The organism is Exiguobacterium sp. SH31 (genome assembly GCF_001816105.1).
In the GTDB taxonomy this organism is placed as follows: domain Bacteria; phylum Bacillota; class Bacilli; order Exiguobacteriales; family Exiguobacteriaceae; genus Exiguobacterium; species Exiguobacterium aurantiacum_A.
In genome coordinates this window covers 24617-39957 of sequence record NZ_LYTG01000023.1, presented here as the reverse complement: position 1 = coordinate 39957, position 15341 = coordinate 24617, and the positions used below count along the sequence as shown (strand labels likewise).

Annotated in this window: 16 protein-coding genes; 11 read left to right on the top strand and 5 right to left on the bottom strand. The window is 51.3% G+C overall.

What is annotated here, in order from left to right:
• Positions 1–13 precede the first annotated feature (13 nt).
• Complete coding sequence (locus tag A6395_RS03370) at positions 14–523, top strand: pyrophosphohydrolase domain-containing protein (protein WP_071397863.1); 510 nt, start codon at positions 14–16, stop codon at positions 521–523.
• Between the two features lie 309 nt (positions 524–832).
• On the opposite strand, the gene A6395_RS03365 is transcribed toward A6395_RS03370, so the two are convergent.
• On the bottom strand, positions 833–2110 hold the full coding sequence (locus A6395_RS03365) for a BaiN/RdsA family NAD(P)/FAD-dependent oxidoreductase (RefSeq protein ID WP_071397862.1): 1278 nt from the start codon (positions 2108–2110) through the stop codon (positions 833–835).
• A gap of 140 nt (positions 2111–2250) precedes the next feature.
• Here A6395_RS03365 and A6395_RS03360 point away from each other — a divergent pair, with 140 nt between their 5' ends.
• On the top strand, positions 2251–3957 hold the full coding sequence (locus tag A6395_RS03360) for a putative polysaccharide biosynthesis protein (RefSeq protein ID WP_071397861.1): 1707 nt from the start codon (positions 2251–2253) through the stop codon (positions 3955–3957).
• Positions 3947–4657, top strand: coding sequence for a pseudouridine synthase (locus A6395_RS03355; protein WP_071397860.1), 711 nt, complete (start codon positions 3947–3949; stop codon positions 4655–4657). The genes A6395_RS03360 and A6395_RS03355 overlap by 11 nt, the downstream gene beginning before the upstream one ends.
• 99 nt (positions 4658–4756) lie before the next feature.
• Here A6395_RS03355 and A6395_RS15655 read toward each other — a convergent pair whose 3' ends face one another.
• Complete coding sequence (locus A6395_RS15655) at positions 4757–4978, bottom strand: DeoR family transcriptional regulator (protein WP_083274163.1); 222 nt, start codon at positions 4976–4978, stop codon at positions 4757–4759.
• A gap of 306 nt (positions 4979–5284) precedes the next feature.
• Between A6395_RS15655 and pepV the strand changes: the two genes are divergently transcribed.
• Genes pepV through A6395_RS03325 form a run of 6 tightly spaced genes read left to right on the top strand, consistent with a single transcriptional unit; the run spans position 5285 to position 12300 of the window.
• Complete coding sequence (gene pepV / locus A6395_RS03350) at positions 5285–6670, top strand: dipeptidase PepV (protein WP_071397859.1); 1386 nt, start codon at positions 5285–5287, stop codon at positions 6668–6670.
• A 59-nt stretch (positions 6671–6729) separates the two neighbouring features.
• Positions 6730–7881, top strand: a complete 1152-nt coding sequence (locus tag A6395_RS03345) for an MFS transporter (RefSeq protein ID WP_233589571.1) — start codon at positions 6730–6732, stop codon at positions 7879–7881.
• A 6-nt stretch (positions 7882–7887) separates the two neighbouring features.
• Positions 7888–8463, top strand: a complete 576-nt coding sequence (gene thpR, locus A6395_RS03340) for an RNA 2',3'-cyclic phosphodiesterase (RefSeq protein WP_071397857.1) — start codon at positions 7888–7890, stop codon at positions 8461–8463.
• Positions 8433–9272: an NERD domain-containing protein gene (locus tag A6395_RS03335; RefSeq protein ID WP_071397856.1), complete on the top strand. Its 840-nt coding sequence runs from the start codon at positions 8433–8435 to the stop codon at positions 9270–9272. The genes thpR and A6395_RS03335 overlap by 31 nt, the downstream gene beginning before the upstream one ends.
• A gap of 17 nt (positions 9273–9289) precedes the next feature.
• Positions 9290–11455 carry a type I pullulanase gene (gene pulA, locus A6395_RS03330; protein ID WP_071397855.1) on the top strand — a complete coding sequence of 722 codons (2166 nt, stop codon included), beginning with the start codon at positions 9290–9292 and terminating at the stop codon, positions 11453–11455.
• 50 nt (positions 11456–11505) lie between these two features.
• Positions 11506–12300 (top strand): phosphotransferase family protein, encoded by a 795-nt coding sequence (locus A6395_RS03325; protein ID WP_070329440.1) that lies wholly within the window; start codon positions 11506–11508, stop codon positions 12298–12300.
• Between the two features lie 45 nt (positions 12301–12345).
• On the opposite strand, the gene cydS is transcribed toward A6395_RS03325, so the two are convergent.
• Positions 12346–12456, bottom strand: a complete 111-nt coding sequence (gene cydS / locus A6395_RS16295; RefSeq protein WP_438802343.1) for a cytochrome bd oxidase small subunit CydS family protein — start codon at positions 12454–12456, stop codon at positions 12346–12348.
• A gap of 136 nt (positions 12457–12592) precedes the next feature.
• Here cydS and trmB point away from each other — a divergent pair, with 136 nt between their 5' ends.
• Together trmB and A6395_RS03315 are read left to right on the top strand one after the other, a co-directional pair.
• On the top strand, positions 12593–13240 hold the full coding sequence (trmB, locus tag A6395_RS03320; RefSeq protein ID WP_071397854.1) for a tRNA (guanosine(46)-N7)-methyltransferase TrmB: 648 nt from the start codon (positions 12593–12595) through the stop codon (positions 13238–13240).
• A gap of 105 nt (positions 13241–13345) precedes the next feature.
• Positions 13346–13855, top strand: coding sequence for a hypothetical protein (locus A6395_RS03315; RefSeq protein WP_233589570.1), 510 nt, complete (start codon positions 13346–13348; stop codon positions 13853–13855).
• A 525-nt stretch (positions 13856–14380) separates the two neighbouring features.
• Here A6395_RS03315 and dhaM read toward each other — a convergent pair.
• Both dhaM and dhaL read right to left on the bottom strand, forming a co-directional pair.
• Positions 14381–14725, bottom strand: a complete 345-nt coding sequence (dhaM, locus tag A6395_RS03310; RefSeq protein WP_255569939.1) for a dihydroxyacetone kinase phosphoryl donor subunit DhaM — start codon at positions 14723–14725, stop codon at positions 14381–14383.
• A 16-nt stretch (positions 14726–14741) separates the two neighbouring features.
• Positions 14742–15332 carry a dihydroxyacetone kinase subunit DhaL gene (gene dhaL, locus A6395_RS03305; protein ID WP_071397851.1) on the bottom strand — a complete coding sequence of 197 codons (591 nt, stop codon included), beginning with the start codon at positions 15330–15332 and terminating at the stop codon, positions 14742–14744.
• Positions 15333–15341 lie beyond the last annotated feature (9 nt).

Sequence of the window (15341 nt, the reverse complement as noted above, 5' to 3'; positions counted from 1 at the left end):
AGGAGCGGATTAAATGAGTAAACGCTATTTTTATGAAGAAGTACGCCAGTTTCACGAAACTTTCGGACACCCGGAAGCAAGCGTGCCGAGCCCGCTCGAACTTGATCGGGCCGTGAAACGGTCGGTCTGGACGGCAGAAGAAGCGGTCGTCGAATTTTTGCACCAGTCGGCCCAGACGGAAGACGAGTTTTTGCAAGCCGTCGCGACGTTCCAGCAAGGGTTTGAGAAAGCCGTGCACAAATCGCTTCAAGAAGCGCCGCCGACGAACGACGTCGACCGGCTCGTCGGTCAAGGGGACGCGCTCACGGACGCACTCTATTTCGTGATGGGGAGTTTCGTCGAGCTCGGGCTCGACCCGGTGCCGCTGTTTGAAATCGTCCAGCGTGCCAACATGGCGAAACTCGGCCCGGACGGATTGCCGATCCTGCGCGCGTCAGACAATAAAGTCATGAAGCCTGAAGGGTGGATGCCACCCGAGCCTGAACTCGAGGCTGAGGTCCGTCGCCAAATGGCAGAAAAATAAGAGAGCGTGGTCACTAGGACCACGCTCTCAGGTTGTTGATGAACCAAATCGTAAACAGCGATCTGGTTCATCTTTTTTTATGTTCAAGGGCCTTGAGACGCTCTGCCTAACATAAAATTGAAGTCGAGTCCGCAGTAGCCCGATGTCGACCGTTTAAGTTGCTCGTCAGACGGCGCCCCGACTCCTGCAGGAAAGCAATCCGACGGAGACCCAGCAGCGACGTTAGTCGCGATGCGGCTCCGGGATTGCCTGCGAAAGCGTGGGCGCCGATAGGATGAGCGATATCACTCCTGTTAGTCCACGCTCTCTTTACGTTGCAGGCTCGAGTGTGGAGAATTCCGCCGCATGTGACCCGGCGCAGTGGCCGGTCGTGAAAGCGGCCGTAATGTTATAGCCGCCCGTGTATCCATGAATATCGAGCACCTCGCCGGCGAAGAACAAACCGTCTGCTTTTTTTGACATCATCGTCTGTGGGGCGATCTCTTTGACCGAGACACCACCGCCAGTGACGAACGCCTTATCGAAGTCGAGCGTACCTGTCGCGTGCAGTTCGAACGTCTTGAGACGCGTCGCGAAATCGATAACCGATTGTCGTTTCAACTGGCTCGCGTCCTCTTCGCCGAAAGCGAGTTCAGCCAAGAGGAGGTCGAGTATCCGCTCCGGGATGAACCCTTTCCAGACGTTTTTGACAGCACGTTTCGGCTGAGCTTGGACTTGGTTCCACAACTCTTGAACGAGCTCATCGCGCGCCATGTCCGGGAACAAGTCAAGGGATAGGGCGACGACCCGTTCTTTGCTGCGCTTGCGTTCTTTGATCGTATATTGGCTGCATCTGAGTGCAATCGGACCCGAAATGCCAAAGTGGGTGAAGATCATGTCACCGCGGTGCGTCTTGATCGGCTTCCCTTTTTTACCGTGCACGGTGAGTGCGACATCACGAAGCGACAGTCCTTGCAACTGTTTCGTCCCGATGAACGAATCGTTCAATAGGATGGGTACCTCGGTCGGGAATAGTTCTGTGATCGTGTGCCCCGCTTTCTCGGCCCACGGATAGCCGTCGCCGGTCGAGCCGGTGTGGGGGACGGATTGTCCGCCGACGGCGATGACGCATGCCTTGGCCTCGATCCGTTCCCCGTCTTCTAATTCGACCGCTTCGAACTCGTTTGCTTCATTAAAATGGAGCGTCTTCACTTTCGCGTTCTTCCGAATCTCGACCCCGAGCGAATCGATGGCGCGAAGGAGCGTGTTGACGACGTCCTGGGCCTTGTCCGTCACCGGGAACATCCGGCCATTGTCTTCTTCTTTCAACGGGATGCCGAAGCCCGTGAACAAATCGATGATGGACTGATTATCGAACTGGGCGAGGGCGCTGTATAAAAAGCGTCCGTTCCCAGGAATGAATTGAATCAACTCATCGACCGGTTTACGGTTCGTAACGTTGCAACGTCCTCCGCCGGAAATGGCGAGTTTGCGTCCGAGTTTAGAACCTTTATCAATCAGGAGCGTGTTCGCTCCGGCTTTTGCGGCTGCATAGGTCGCCATCAGGCCGCTTGGGCCTCCTCCGATGACGATGACATCTTTCATCATAGTATCCCTCGTTTCTGTTTCAAATCGACACGTAAAATTATCGTAACTTTATTATCCGCAACAGTAAGAGTATAATGAGAAACGGTCGTTTTGTAAAACTAGGACATTTCAAACGTTGTATGAATAGATGGAGGTATCTCATGTCATCAAGCGTCAAACAAGATTCAGGACGAGAATCCTTCGTCAAAGGAACGCTGCTCTTATCAGCCGGGAACTTGATTTCCCGTGCGCTCGGACTGCTGTACACGTTCCCGTTCCAAGCGATGGTCGGGATTGCCGGTGTTACGTTATACCAAGCGGCATATACGTATTATGCGCTAATGATCGCCATCTCGACGGCAGGGATCCCGGTTGCCGTCTCGAAATTCATCGCCAAGTATAACGCGCTCGGCGAGTATGGGACGAGTCAACGGCTGTTCCGGCAAGGGATGAAGCTGATGCTCTTGACCGGTGTCGTCGCCTTTTTCTTACTCTTTTTTGCCGCTCCGTGGTTGTCGGAGCTCATGGTCCGCAATTCGGAAAATAATCAACAGTATATCGACTCGCTCACGCTCGTCACAAGAAGCGTCAGTTTTGCGCTCTTACTCATCCCGGCGATGAGTATGGTCCGTGGTTATTTCCAGGGACATCAAGATATGGCCCCGACGGCCATCTCACAAGTCATCGAACAGATCGTACGCATCATGTTCTTGCTCAGCGGAACGATGCTCGTCTTGTTCGTCTTCTCAGACTCGGAGTTCGTCCGTCCGCTCGCTGACACGCTCGGCGGGACGGCGGCGGTCGAGACGACGGAACTGAATGGATTGAAAGTGCTCGCCGTGACGATCGCGACGTTCAGTGCGTTCATTGGGGCGATCGGAAGTATCGTCGTCCTCGCGATGTACTGGCGCAAACGGAAAGACATTCATCGTCAAACCGACAACCCTGAAGGGACGCCGGTCCGTTCGATGAAGTCGCTCTTGCTTGAATTGCTCAGCTACTCGATTCCGATCGTCATGGTCGGCTTGTCGACACCGCTCTACCAGTTCGTCGATCAGTTGACGATGGTCAACACGTTGCTCAACGCCGGGAAATCGGTGGCTGAGGCGACGTCGGCGTTCGGTTTTTTGACCGGTAACGCCCACAAGATCGTTTTGATCCCGGTATCGATCGCGGCCAGTGTGTCGATGGCGACGATTCCACTCGTCACCCGATCGTTCACACACGGGGACATGGATAAAGTCCGCAATCAAGTCAATCATATTTTCCAAGTATCGTTCTTCGTGACGATTCCAGCCGTCATCGGACTCGTCGCGCTCTCAGAGCCGTTGTTTGGGACGCTCTTCCCGGGTGATCGGGAAGGGTGGGTCTACTTGCTCCACTACGCACCGAGTGCATTCTTCCTCGCCTATTACTCGGTCGCTGCGGCAATTTTGCAAGGAATCAATAAACAATACTTCACGATTTTCGCGACAGCGATGGGGCTCTTGACGAAAGTCGTCTTGAACGTCCCATTCGTATACGCGCTCGGCGGCATCGGTGCCGGGTATGCGACGATTGCCGGATACATCGTGGCGATCATCCTCATGGTGTGGAAGATTCAGCGGGCACTTCAGTTTCCATACAAACAACTGTTACGTCGCACGATCCTTATGTTTGCGATGGGTGCGGCGATGTTCGTTGCGGTGTATGGGTCGTTGTTCGTCACACTGAATGACCAACCAAGTTGGAGCAATGACATCGTTGCGACCGTCGTCGGCTTCGGGATCGGGCTCGTCGTGTATGGCTATCTCGGATGGAGAAGCCACTTGGCCGGGAAACTGTTAGGAAAACGATTCCAATATCGGAGGAAAAATAATGCGAATTGATAAGTTGTTAGCCAATATGGGCTATGGTTCACGTAAAGACGTGAAACTGTTATTAAAACAGGGAGCGGTTCGAATCGACGACCAACCTGTGAAAGATGCGAAACGTCACGTCGACACGGACAGTGAGACGGTCACCGTGCTCGGTGAGCCGGTCGAGTACCGTCCGTTCGTCTACTTGATGATGAATAAGCCGGCTGGTGTCATCAGTGCGACCGAGGACAAAGTTGAGTCGACGGTCATCGAATTGATCGACCCGGCTTACGCCCATTACGAGCTGTTTCCTGTCGGTCGTCTCGACAAAGATACGACGGGCCTGCTGCTCATCACGAACGATGGGGCGTTCAACCACGCTCTCATGTCACCGCGTAAACACGTCGACAAGGTGTATATCGCCGAAGTCGACGGTGAGATGACGGTCGAGGACATCCGCACGTTCGCGGAAGGAGTCGCTCTCGAGGACGGATACACGACGAAACCGGCGCGTCTTGAAGTGCTCAGTCAGACGGGCCAAAAATCGGTCGTTCGCCTGACGTTGTCGGAAGGGAAGTATCATCAGGTCAAGCGGATGATCGCTGCGGTCGGTAAGCACGTCGAACAGCTCGAACGTGTCCAAATTGGACCGCTCGAACTCGATGAATCGTTACAGCCTGGTGAATACCGTGAACTGACTGAAGCAGAAGTCGAACAGTTTTTGTCATGAATCAGGAGTGAAAAGTGAGACCGGATGTCAGAAAGGCATCCGGTCTCATTTTTTATGTAAAAAAAGAGGCCCCGCTCGCGGAACCCCTTGTAATTATATTCAATTTGCCGTCTTCAGTGAACGTTTCGATGACGTCCACGTGCCGCGACTCGGACTTTCTACAAGATTGTTGTATTCAAGTACGTTCAAATCACGCTGGACAGTGCGTGATGTGATGCCGAACTCTTCTACTAGTTCTGAAGTGGTAACGCAATCCCTTTCGTTGATAAATAAATAAATCGACTTAATACGGGTTAGCATACGATCTGTTGAACCTTTCATTGGATGACCTCCCAATGCGTAGAATGGTGAAAGACGAAACCGACGGACGACGAATGAAATATGAAATTGTTATTTTCTAAAATTACATCTTAAGTATAACGCTCCTAAACAGAAAAGCAAGAGAAAAGAACGAACGATTTCAATGTAAAGAACATGTTATGAACGTAAATATCGAATGAACGAACTGTAAATCATCGGTTATGGAGCTTAAAGACGAACGAAAAATTATTTTCGAAATAAATGTTCGTCTTTCTGACATTTGGATATACTAATAAGGGAGAGAACATTCGCAAAGGGGAGATTGACATGAACTGGAGACAAGAAGTCGACTTACGAAAAGATGCGTTTTTAAACGATCTTAAAGGATTACTTACAATTCCGAGCGTGTTAAACGAATCGAAAACAGGACCGAACGAGCCGTTCGGCCCAGAAGTCCGTCAAGCGCTCGACTATATGCTCGATCTAGGTCAACGTGATGGCTTTATCACAAAGGATGTCGACGGATATGCGGGACATTTAGAATACGGCGAAGGTGAAGAACTCGTCGGCATCTTGTGCCATCTCGATGTCGTACCAGCCGGGGGCGGGTGGACGTATGGGGCGTTCAACCCGACAATCACCGACGGCAAAATTTTTGCACGCGGCAGCAATGATGATAAAGGACCGACGATGGCTGCCTATTACGGACTGCGGATCGTCAAAGAGCTCGGTTTGCCACTATCGAAACGGGTCCGTCTCATTGCGGGCTGTGACGAAGAGAGCGAGTGGCGTTGCGTCCGTGAGTACTTTAAACAAGAAGAAATGCCGACGTATGGGTTTGCGCCTGACGCCGATTTCCCGATTATCAACGCCGAGAAAGGTCTATACGATGGCGTGCTCAAGCAACTTCCGATCCAGCACGGCACGGGAACGAAACATCACCTCGTCTCGTTCATCAGCGGGGAACGCCCGAACATGGTGCCAGACGTTGCGACAGCGGTGTTGAAAACGAATGAAGTGCTCGAAGACCAATTCGAGGCGTATCTCGAGAAGTATGAAGCGGACGGGACGTGTGTTTTTGAAGAAGGGATGTACACGTTCACAATAAAAGGCGTCGCGGCCCACGCGATGGAACCAGACAACGGGGTGAACGCGGCCTACGTGCTCGCAGGCTTCCTGCTCACGCTCGCGCTCGATATTCAAGGTGAGCGCTACATCGAGTTCGTCCGTCACGTCTTTGCGGACTCACGCGGCATCTCGCTCGGTATTGAAGCGAGTGACGAGACCGGGGATCTGACGATCAACGGTGGCGTCTTCCGCTACAACGACACGGAGCGGATGGCGACGGTCAACATCCGTTACCCGTATACGGCAAAGTTCACGGAACGTCTGCAAAACTTGAAAGAAATCGCGTTGTCATTCGGTTTCGAATTGACGACAAAACACCATATGCCGCCACACCACGTTTCGGAAGATCATCCGCTCGTGACAACATTAGCAGGCGTCTATGAGCGCCAAACTGGTGAATCAGCGCACCTGATGGCAATCGGAGGCGGTACGTATGCACGCTCGCTCGAAGCCGGCGTCGCGTTCGGCGCATTGTTCCCGGGAGCGAAAGATGTCGCCCATCAGGTCGACGAGTATATGGAAGTTGAAGATTTATTACGTGCGGCCGCAATCTATGCGGAAGCAATTTACGAGCTCGCCAAATAATAACCTTTGAGAGCTGACTGCATCGGTCGGCTCTCTGTCTGTTAGGAAGGAAGTTGAACGTGAACCAGCAAAAAAAATCGTTTCAATCGATTTATGTCGCCATCTTTTTCGCACAAGGCGCCCTCATCCCATACATGGCCTTGTTCTTCTCACAAGCGCGTTTTGATTTGTCACCGAGTGAGGTCGGGACGATCGTCGCCATTTTGCCGATTTTATCGATTGGTGTACAACCACTCTGGGGCATGCTGGCCGACCGCACGGGCCGAACCCGCGCCTGGTTAATGTTAGCAATGATTGCGGCTGCGGCAATCTCGCTCACATTTTTATTTGCGACATCGTACGTCTGGATCATTCTGTTGATGGTGGCCTGGTCGATATTCCAATGTGCCCACATTCCGCTCGTCGATATGATGACGCTCGACTACACGTCCCGCGCTAAAATCGATTACGGAGCCATCCGTTTGTTCGGCTCGGCTGGGTTTGCTATCGCGGTCTTCATGATCGGCCGGATTGCGGATACGTCATGGGGGTTATCGAGTACGTTTCTGCTTAGTGCGATCGTGCTCGTCGTCGGAACCGTCGCCTTGAAGCAAATTACGGATACGGGTGTAACCCATACGACGACAGCAGCCCCGTTCGCTTGGTCAGCCATTTGGAATGCACCGTTCGTGGCGTTTTTAGTCGGCGGCATGCTCGTCTTTGGTCCGATTTACGCAAACAACTACTATTTTGGAATTTATGTGACGAGCATCGGCGGCTCGACGACGCTCGTCGGGACGTTGTTTTTAGTGGCGGTGCTCTGTGAGATCCCGTTTATGAAAGTGGCGCATCAAATTGTCGCACGTCTCGGTACCGTCAACGTACTCGCTGGGGCAGCTTTGATTTCAGCGCTTCGGAACGGTTGGCTCGCACTCGAACCGTCGTTGTGGGTCGTTTGGTTGCTTGCCATCGTCCAAGGACTCGTCGTCGGATTGCTCATTCCGGTTGCACTTCAGTTTGTCCGAAGTCTTGTCAGCTTAAACGTCACTTCGACAGCGATTGGCGTCTATATGGCTGTCACATCGGGCTTGGCGACAGCCGCATTCAATCAGTTGAGCGGTATTATCATTGAAGTAGACAGCATTATCGGTGTATTTTGGATGTACACAGCAGTCAGTGTCATCGGCGCGATTTTATTCTTGGGACTGAGACGGTTCCGTGAGAAAGGATGACGAGCGATGTCGACACATTATTTTATAGCGCTCCCGATCGAAGCGCGACAGTTTGAACAAATCCAACGGGACATCTTACCGTTTTATTCCTATCGCCGCGTTTATCGACCAGAGGAATTTCATTTGACGCTTCAATTTTTAGGGGCATTAGACGATGACCAAGTAGAGGCAGTCAAAGAGATCACTCGAGACGTGGCGCACGAAACGGCGCCGTTCACGTTACGTTTTCAGCAGATTGATCATTTTGGGAGACCGGATCGTCCGCGCGTGCTGACAATCATCCCGAATCCGTCTGAAGCGCTTTTGACATTCGTCAGTACACTTCGGCGCAAATTGGCAGAAGAGATTTCAGCCATCGATCGGAAACCGTTCGAAGCACACGTCACCCTTGCAAAAAAATTGGATACCGGCGAGCGGATCCCTTATATCGCACCTGCGTTTGACGTGGAAGAAGCAATCACAGAAGTAGTGCTCTATCGAATCAATCCGACAAAGACTCCTGCCTATGAAGCAGTTGAAGTATTTCCGCTAGCGCATTCAGAGGAGGACACATGGCGATCCCGATTAAAATTTTTGACGTAATTTCTAAATATGAACGGAACATGCTCGATCAATTCAATCGTTTTCAAGAGTATATCGAATCCGATACGGCGCGAATGCGCAGACTCTACGACTCAAATCGGCTAACTCCGCCGGAAATCATGGAGTTTGAAAACCCGTGGTGGAAATTTTGGCGTCGTACGGAGCGCATCGAACTCGAAGCGAACCCGTTGACGGAAAAACAATTTCAAACGCTGCTCACAAACCGGCGCCGCATCCAAAAGCTTCAATTTGCGTGCGAAGGGGCAACAGAAGCGGATATGCCACTATTAGCTTTTTTGCGGGACTATAGTTATCGGCATATGCTTACAGAATGGAACGAGCATCACTTTTTCATGTATCGTCCTGTCGTCGAGTGGAACGGGGCCATGGTTGAACTAAGCCATATCATCGTTGGGCCGTCGCATATTTATCTCGTTGAATGGCTTGAAGGTGACCGCAGCATCTATCACGTATCGAAACAGAAGACTTGGATTCATCAACCACTCAAAGGGGAAAATAAACGTGTAGTCAATCCGCTCATCGCATTGACACGCACCGAAGAAATCGTAAGGCAGTTTCTTCCGTCCTATGATGGGGTCATCCAAAAAGTGGCGTTGGCTCCGAACGGCTATTTCGATCATGTGCCGGAGACACGCGCGACCCAGTTTGTTTCACGGTCGGATTACGACCAATGGATGAAACAAGTCAATGCGAGGGCATCCATCGTGAAAGCCCAACAAATTCGAGATGTGGCGAAACTTCTAGATACGACAGCACAGATGCCGTTTCGACAATTTTTGGATCAGTAGGAGAGGATGGAACGAGTATGTATCACACACCTGATCAACAGGCGACAACGCATGTGACAATCGAGCGGGCAACGCTCCTCTCATTTGAGACGGTTCGACTCGAAGTCATCGCCGAATATGAGTCCATTCCAGTACAAATCGAGCAAAATGGGCGCCCTGTTACTTACGTGGTGCTCGAAGAACGATCAACTGAGGCCGGGACGATTGAACGGGACATCCGTCTCGCGCGCCCGGTAACGCTGGAATCGGTTTATACCGTATTTCATCCTGGACATAAAACAATCGTGGTCGTCCCGAGAGAAATTGTCCAGACGAATGAGTTTGAACGCAGATACGCCTACGATGGACCGCTCGGACTCCTCTTTGGCATAAATGTGATTGACGTATTCGTCTGGTCACCTGTCGCTTTCTCGATTTGGGTGACGGTGCATGATGAAGACACGCATCGGGAAATCGAGCGATTTCGGATGATGCGCGGTAGCCGCGGCGTCTGGCATGCCGAGGTGCCAAAAGGTTACGAAGGTTTACTGTACCGTCTTCACGTCAAAACACCGGTCGAAACGAACGATATCGTCGACCCTTACGCGAAAGCCGTCAGCTTGAATGGCGAATTTGGCGTATTGGTCGATGTCGAAGCCGAGATTGCGAAACACGTTGAACCGGTGTTACGGCCGCCGCTCCGAAAAGCGACTGACGCCGTCATCTACGAACTTCATATCCGCGACTTCACGAGCCACCCCGCTTCGACGAGCCGTCTAAACGGATTATACGGCAGCATCGTCGAAACCGGGATTCGGACGACCGGTGATAAGAGTGCCGGTTTCGATTACTTGAAAGAGTTAGGCGTCACACATTTACAATTGCTCCCGGTTCATGACTTCGGCAGCGTCGACGAGTTGACACGCATGCCTTATAACTGGGGGTACGACCCGATTCATTGGTTTGCTTTAGAAGGGAGCTACGCCTCAGACCCAAGCGCCCCGACAACAAGAGTGCTCGAGTATGCCCGAATGGTGAACGAGTTACACAAAACCGGGATGCGCGTCGTCGTCGATGTCGTCATGAACCATGTGTTCATTCGTGAACAGTCGTCGCTCGAAGCGCTCGTGCCATATTATTATTTCCGGTATGAGCACGACGGGACGGTCGCAAACGGTACCGGTGTCGGGAATGATACAGCGTCTGAACGGTATATGATGCGTCGCATGATTGTCGATTGCATCACTTATTTTGCGACGACGTATCAAGTTGACGGTTTTCGATTCGATTTGATGGGGATCCATGATGTGGAAACGATGAACCAAGTTCGGACGTCGCTTGATAAAGTCGACAGGTCTATCTTGATCTATGGAGAAGGTTGGGATTTGGCGACACCGCTCGGCCCGTCCTTGAAGGCGTCTTCCCACAATGCGGCGCATATGCCACGAATTGGTCATTTTAACGATATGATGCGAGATGCGCTGAAAGGTTCCTCGTTCAACGAGCGCGAGCGCGGCTTCGTATCCGGGAACGAATGGCGGGAGTGGGAACTTCGTGAATGCATCACCGGTGCCGTTCAGATTCCGAACGTCACCGTCGGTCGGTTCCCGAGTCCGCAATATACGATCAATTATGTGGAAGCGCACGATAACTATACGACGTTTGATAAATTGCTGCTCGCTTGTGAGGATACGGATGAGACGACGAGGTTACGGATGCAACGGCTGGCTACGGCGATCGTCATTACGTCACAAGGCGTTCCGTTCCTTCACGCCGGACAAGAGTTCGGTCGGACGAAACAAGGCGTAGAGAACAGCTACAACGCCCCTGATCGGATCAATCATTTTGATTGGGACCTTCGTGACAGTCGGGCGACAGAAGTGGAGTATGTGAAAACGCTGCTCAAGTTACGCCGGCGCCACACGTGTTTCCGATATGATACCCGGCAAAAAGTAGTCGAGCAGTTCAAGTTTCTCCCGTCGCCGCCTGGTGTGATCGCTTACGAACTGACAGCAAGCCATTCTTACGATGCTTGGCAGCGAGTGCGTGTGTATTTGAACGGGACGTTCGAGCAAGTGACGTTCCAAGCCGAAGGCGACTGGAACGTATACGTGCAAGGGGATAAGGCAAGTTTGACGCCGATTGTTCGAAACCCGAGTCAGATTCAAGTCGAGTCGTTGTCAATGACGATTATCGCGTGTTAATATTGTGATTGTATCTTTTTAACTTCCAATGAGATTTGAGCGTGATGAACATGTATTCAGATATAATCGGTGCCCTCGGTGAAGAGTGGACAGTGGCTTCCGCAGGCGGGATTACGGGTGAAGCGTACGTAGCGACGACGCACCAACAAAAAATCTTTGTTAAACGGAATTCGTCTCCATTTTTAGCGATTCTATCCGCCGAAGGCATCGTCCCGAAACTATTGTGGACGAAGCGGATGTTCAACGGAGACGTTCTCAGTGCCCAACAGTTCATCGAAGGTCGCGAGTTATCGCCTGCCGACATGGAGCGTTCCGAAGTGGCGGCGCAACTCGGAAAGATCCATCATTCGAAAGAGCTATTATTCATGTTACAGCAGTTAAACCATACACCGGTCACTTCAGAACTGTTGTACCGGCAATGTGCCGCCTATGAGCAAGATGAGGCAGATGAGACGATCGATGAGGCGGTCCGTTGGTTATCAGACCATCGGCTGCCCGATGACGAGCGCGAACTGGTCGTTTGTCACTCTGATCTCAATCACAATAATTGGATTGAGGATGAGTCGGGACTTCTTTATTTGACCGATTGGGACGACGCCATTATCGCGGATCGCGCGTTTGATTTGGCGATGGTCGTCTATAGCTACGTCGATGAAGTCGATTGGGAAGAGTGGTTCAGCCATTACGGGATCACGCTGACCGCCGATCTGCATTATCGGATGCACTGGTACGCGATTGCCCAGACCGTGTTGACCATCTATGGTGAACAGAGCGCTATGGCAAGAGCTGAAGGTCTGACCGTGCTTCGTGAGCTACTCGACGAAGCGGATGAACGGACGCAATGAAAAAAGGGATGGCTCACGAATGTGAGTCATCCCTTTCGATATACATCAGACATCTTCAGGTTTCATAAAGTACGCCCAGACGAACGTAGCGATGACGGCGCCGAAAAACGTGAGCGGGGCCGCATAAAAGATTAAGAATTGATCTAACGTGCTCATTGATTTAACCTCCTTGTGAGGGATGATTCATGTCCATTAAACAATGATTTCGTGTATAATCGCAAGGGGACTGCTCGCGTAAAGCGGCTCAGTCAGCAGAAACTTGAACATTTCATGAACGAAAGGTAGGATTTCAATGCGCTTACGCCATAAACCTTGGGCTAAAGACTATATGCAAGCCCAAGAACATGTATTTATCACGAATCCCGAACAGTTGAAAGGGAGTTGGAAAACTGAATTCGGTAACGACAATCCACTCTTTATCGAGGTCGGTTCTGGGAAAGGGCAATTCGTTCTCGGGATGGCCCAACAGTTCCCGGACGCCAACTTTATCGCCATCGAGCTATTCGAGAGCGTTGCCGTTTCGATCGTCCAAAAACTCGTCGAAACGCCGATGCCAAACGTACGCGTCTTGACCGTCGATGCGAAGCAACTCGTCGATTATTTCGAAGCAGGAGAAGTCGACCGCGTTTACTTGAACTTCTCGGACCCTTGGCCGAAGACGAGACATGCGAAGCGCCGCTTGACGTATAAGACGTTTTTAGCCACATACGAAGCGATTCTGCCTCGCGGGGGCGAAATCCACTTTAAGACGGACAACCGAAGTCTGTTCGAATATTCGCTCGAGAGTATGAGCCAATACGGCATGTACTTCACGGATATTTCACTCGATTTGCACGCAAACGAACCTGTTGACAACGTACGTACCGAGTACGAAGAGCGCTTCAGCGCCATGGGTCAGCCGATCTACCGGATGGAAGCAGCGTTCCGACCGAAAATTTGACACGCTTTTTTCTTATTTTGGTAGCATTTTCTTCACACTTTTTTCTTTCTTCTTGGTACAATAGGAATGACGCTAAATTGGAATTAGAGAAGGGGGAATATGGGGATGTTGAAAAAAGCATGGGCAAGCCTGCTTGCAGTAATCTTCATTCTAACAATCGCACCACTCAATACCTCGGCAAACGAGGCGTTCTTAGACGCACTCGAAGAGGATTTGAAAGCGACGCATTACGACTATAAAGAAGGAACGGCTAAAATCGTCAAAGAAGAGACGCTCACGCACTCGAACGGCAACGAAGTCATCGCAGCGGTCGTCGAACTCGATACGGTACGTGACGGCATCTTCATCACACGTAAGACGGAGTTCCATTATTACGATGCGACGGACAACAAGATTCTTGCAACGGCTGACCTTGTCGAAGTCGAAGGTGCGACCGAGTTTTCGGACGCGAACATCGACATGCTCGGTCAACAGATCATCTACTGGTTGCCGGTCTTGATCATGTTGCTCTTAATCGCGGTTCCGGCGCTCATTCTTTTCTTCGTCGTACCACGCTTCTATTCGACAACGGATTACATGAATCCGATTTATGAGAAAAACGATAATCCACGTTAAAAAAGAGCCGAGAGGCTCTTCAGCTTGTTGACTAACATCAATAGAATCGCTCGTCCTTCCGGCGCCCACGCTTTCCTGCAGGAGTCGGGGCGCCGTCGGACGAGCAACGCAAACGGTCGCCATCTGGCGGCCGTTTGTCTTTTTCTGAGGTCTCGATGGCCGAAGAAAAAGCCATGGATATGTTCTTAGAACCGATGAAAACGGAAAACGGTATGTATGGACCGTCACCGCCTCCGAACAGGAAGGGAATCATCATGAACCGATCCGCACCGACGCCTCGTTAGACCAGTTGGTCCCGAAAAACCACCTCGTCCGTAAGATTGACCGCCATGTCGACTTCTCCATCGTCCATCGCGCCAACCTTATGGCAGCCACCGCATAAAATATGAAGAAGTTGGCCAGTTCACTGGCCTGGAGAGACTGTATACATACCATTTTTTCAATCTTGTGCCGGGCAGAGCGCCTCAAGGTCATCGAACATAAAAAAAGATGAACCAATTCGCTTTTCGCGAATTGGCTCTTTTTTTACGTCATTTTCAACTGTTCCATAATTTGATCAAGACCCATGCCGTTTCCTGAAGAGACGGCTGCGACGAACGCGCTCTCGACGATCGGACCGTCATAGAACTTGATTTTCTTATCGCCTTCATACATATCGATGGCAAGCTCAGCGTTCATCGTCGCCGATCCGATATCGGACAGGATGAGTGCCTCTTTGCCGACGGTTTCGATGGCCTCGAGGATACGGGTCACATCGGTTCCGATACTGCCGTCTTCTAGTCCGCTCGCAAGATGAATCGGAACGGCTGGAGCCATCTCTTTCATCAAATCTTGAATCCCTTCACCAATTTTAGCGCTATGCGAAACGATGATGAGCTCTACGATGTCAATCGACCTCCTTCATGATCGCTTTCAAGACGATTGAACTGGACAACGCGCCAGGGTCGATTGTACCGCGAGAGTTCTCTCCGAAGTATGAGGCGCGGCCTTTCGTCGCCAGCATCCCCTCCGTCTCATTGACGAGATGATCCAACTTTGAGGTGAAATCATCTGATTCACTCAAACCGTCTAAAAATGGCTCCCAGACGTCGACCATTGTCTTTTGCCCGGCGGTGGACTTGCCACGAGCTTTGATCGCAGCCGTCCCTTCCTCTAGCGCTTCTTTCACGAGCGCAAAGTCGGCCTCGGTCGCGTCACCAAATTTCGGTGCTGCTTTGACGAATGCCGAACCGTAGAGTGGACCGGCCGCACCACCGACTTTTGACATGAGCGTCATCCCGACTTTCTTACTCAACTCACCGAGAGAAGCGTACTCATCGTCGAGGATTGCAACGACTGCATCAAAGCCGCGTGACATATTGATGCCGTGGTCACCGTCCCCGATCGCCCGGTCTAGGTCTGTCAGTGTATCTTTATTCGCTTCAATCTCAGATTGGGCATGGCGCAGCGCTTGTTTGAACCCTTCAATCGTCAACATCGATTAAAC

Coding starts and splice junctions, on each gene's coding strand:
- A6395_RS03370 (WP_071397863.1), top strand. CDS start 14: ATGAGTAAACGCTATTTTTATGAAGAAGTACGCCAGTTTCACGAAACT.
- A6395_RS03365 (WP_071397862.1), bottom strand. CDS start 2,110: ATGATGAAAGATGTCATCGTCATCGGAGGAGGCCCAAGCGGCCTGATG.
- A6395_RS03360 (WP_071397861.1), top strand. CDS start 2,251: ATGTCATCAAGCGTCAAACAAGATTCAGGACGAGAATCCTTCGTCAAA.
- A6395_RS03355 (WP_071397860.1), top strand. CDS start 3,947: ATGCGAATTGATAAGTTGTTAGCCAATATGGGCTATGGTTCACGTAAA.
- A6395_RS15655 (WP_083274163.1), bottom strand. CDS start 4,978: ATGAAAGGTTCAACAGATCGTATGCTAACCCGTATTAAGTCGATTTAT.
- pepV (WP_071397859.1), top strand. CDS start 5,285: ATGAACTGGAGACAAGAAGTCGACTTACGAAAAGATGCGTTTTTAAAC.
- thpR (WP_071397857.1), top strand. CDS start 7,888: ATGTCGACACATTATTTTATAGCGCTCCCGATCGAAGCGCGACAGTTT.
- A6395_RS03335 (WP_071397856.1), top strand. CDS start 8,433: ATGGCGATCCCGATTAAAATTTTTGACGTAATTTCTAAATATGAACGG.
- pulA (WP_071397855.1), top strand. CDS start 9,290: ATGTATCACACACCTGATCAACAGGCGACAACGCATGTGACAATCGAG.
- A6395_RS03325 (WP_070329440.1), top strand. CDS start 11,506: ATGTATTCAGATATAATCGGTGCCCTCGGTGAAGAGTGGACAGTGGCT.
- cydS (WP_438802343.1), bottom strand. CDS start 12,456: ATGAGCACGTTAGATCAATTCTTAATCTTTTATGCGGCCCCGCTCACG.
- trmB (WP_071397854.1), top strand. CDS start 12,593: ATGCGCTTACGCCATAAACCTTGGGCTAAAGACTATATGCAAGCCCAA.
- A6395_RS03315 (WP_233589570.1), top strand. CDS start 13,346: ATGTTGAAAAAAGCATGGGCAAGCCTGCTTGCAGTAATCTTCATTCTA.
- dhaL (WP_071397851.1), bottom strand. CDS start 15,332: ATGTTGACGATTGAAGGGTTCAAACAAGCGCTGCGCCATGCCCAATCT.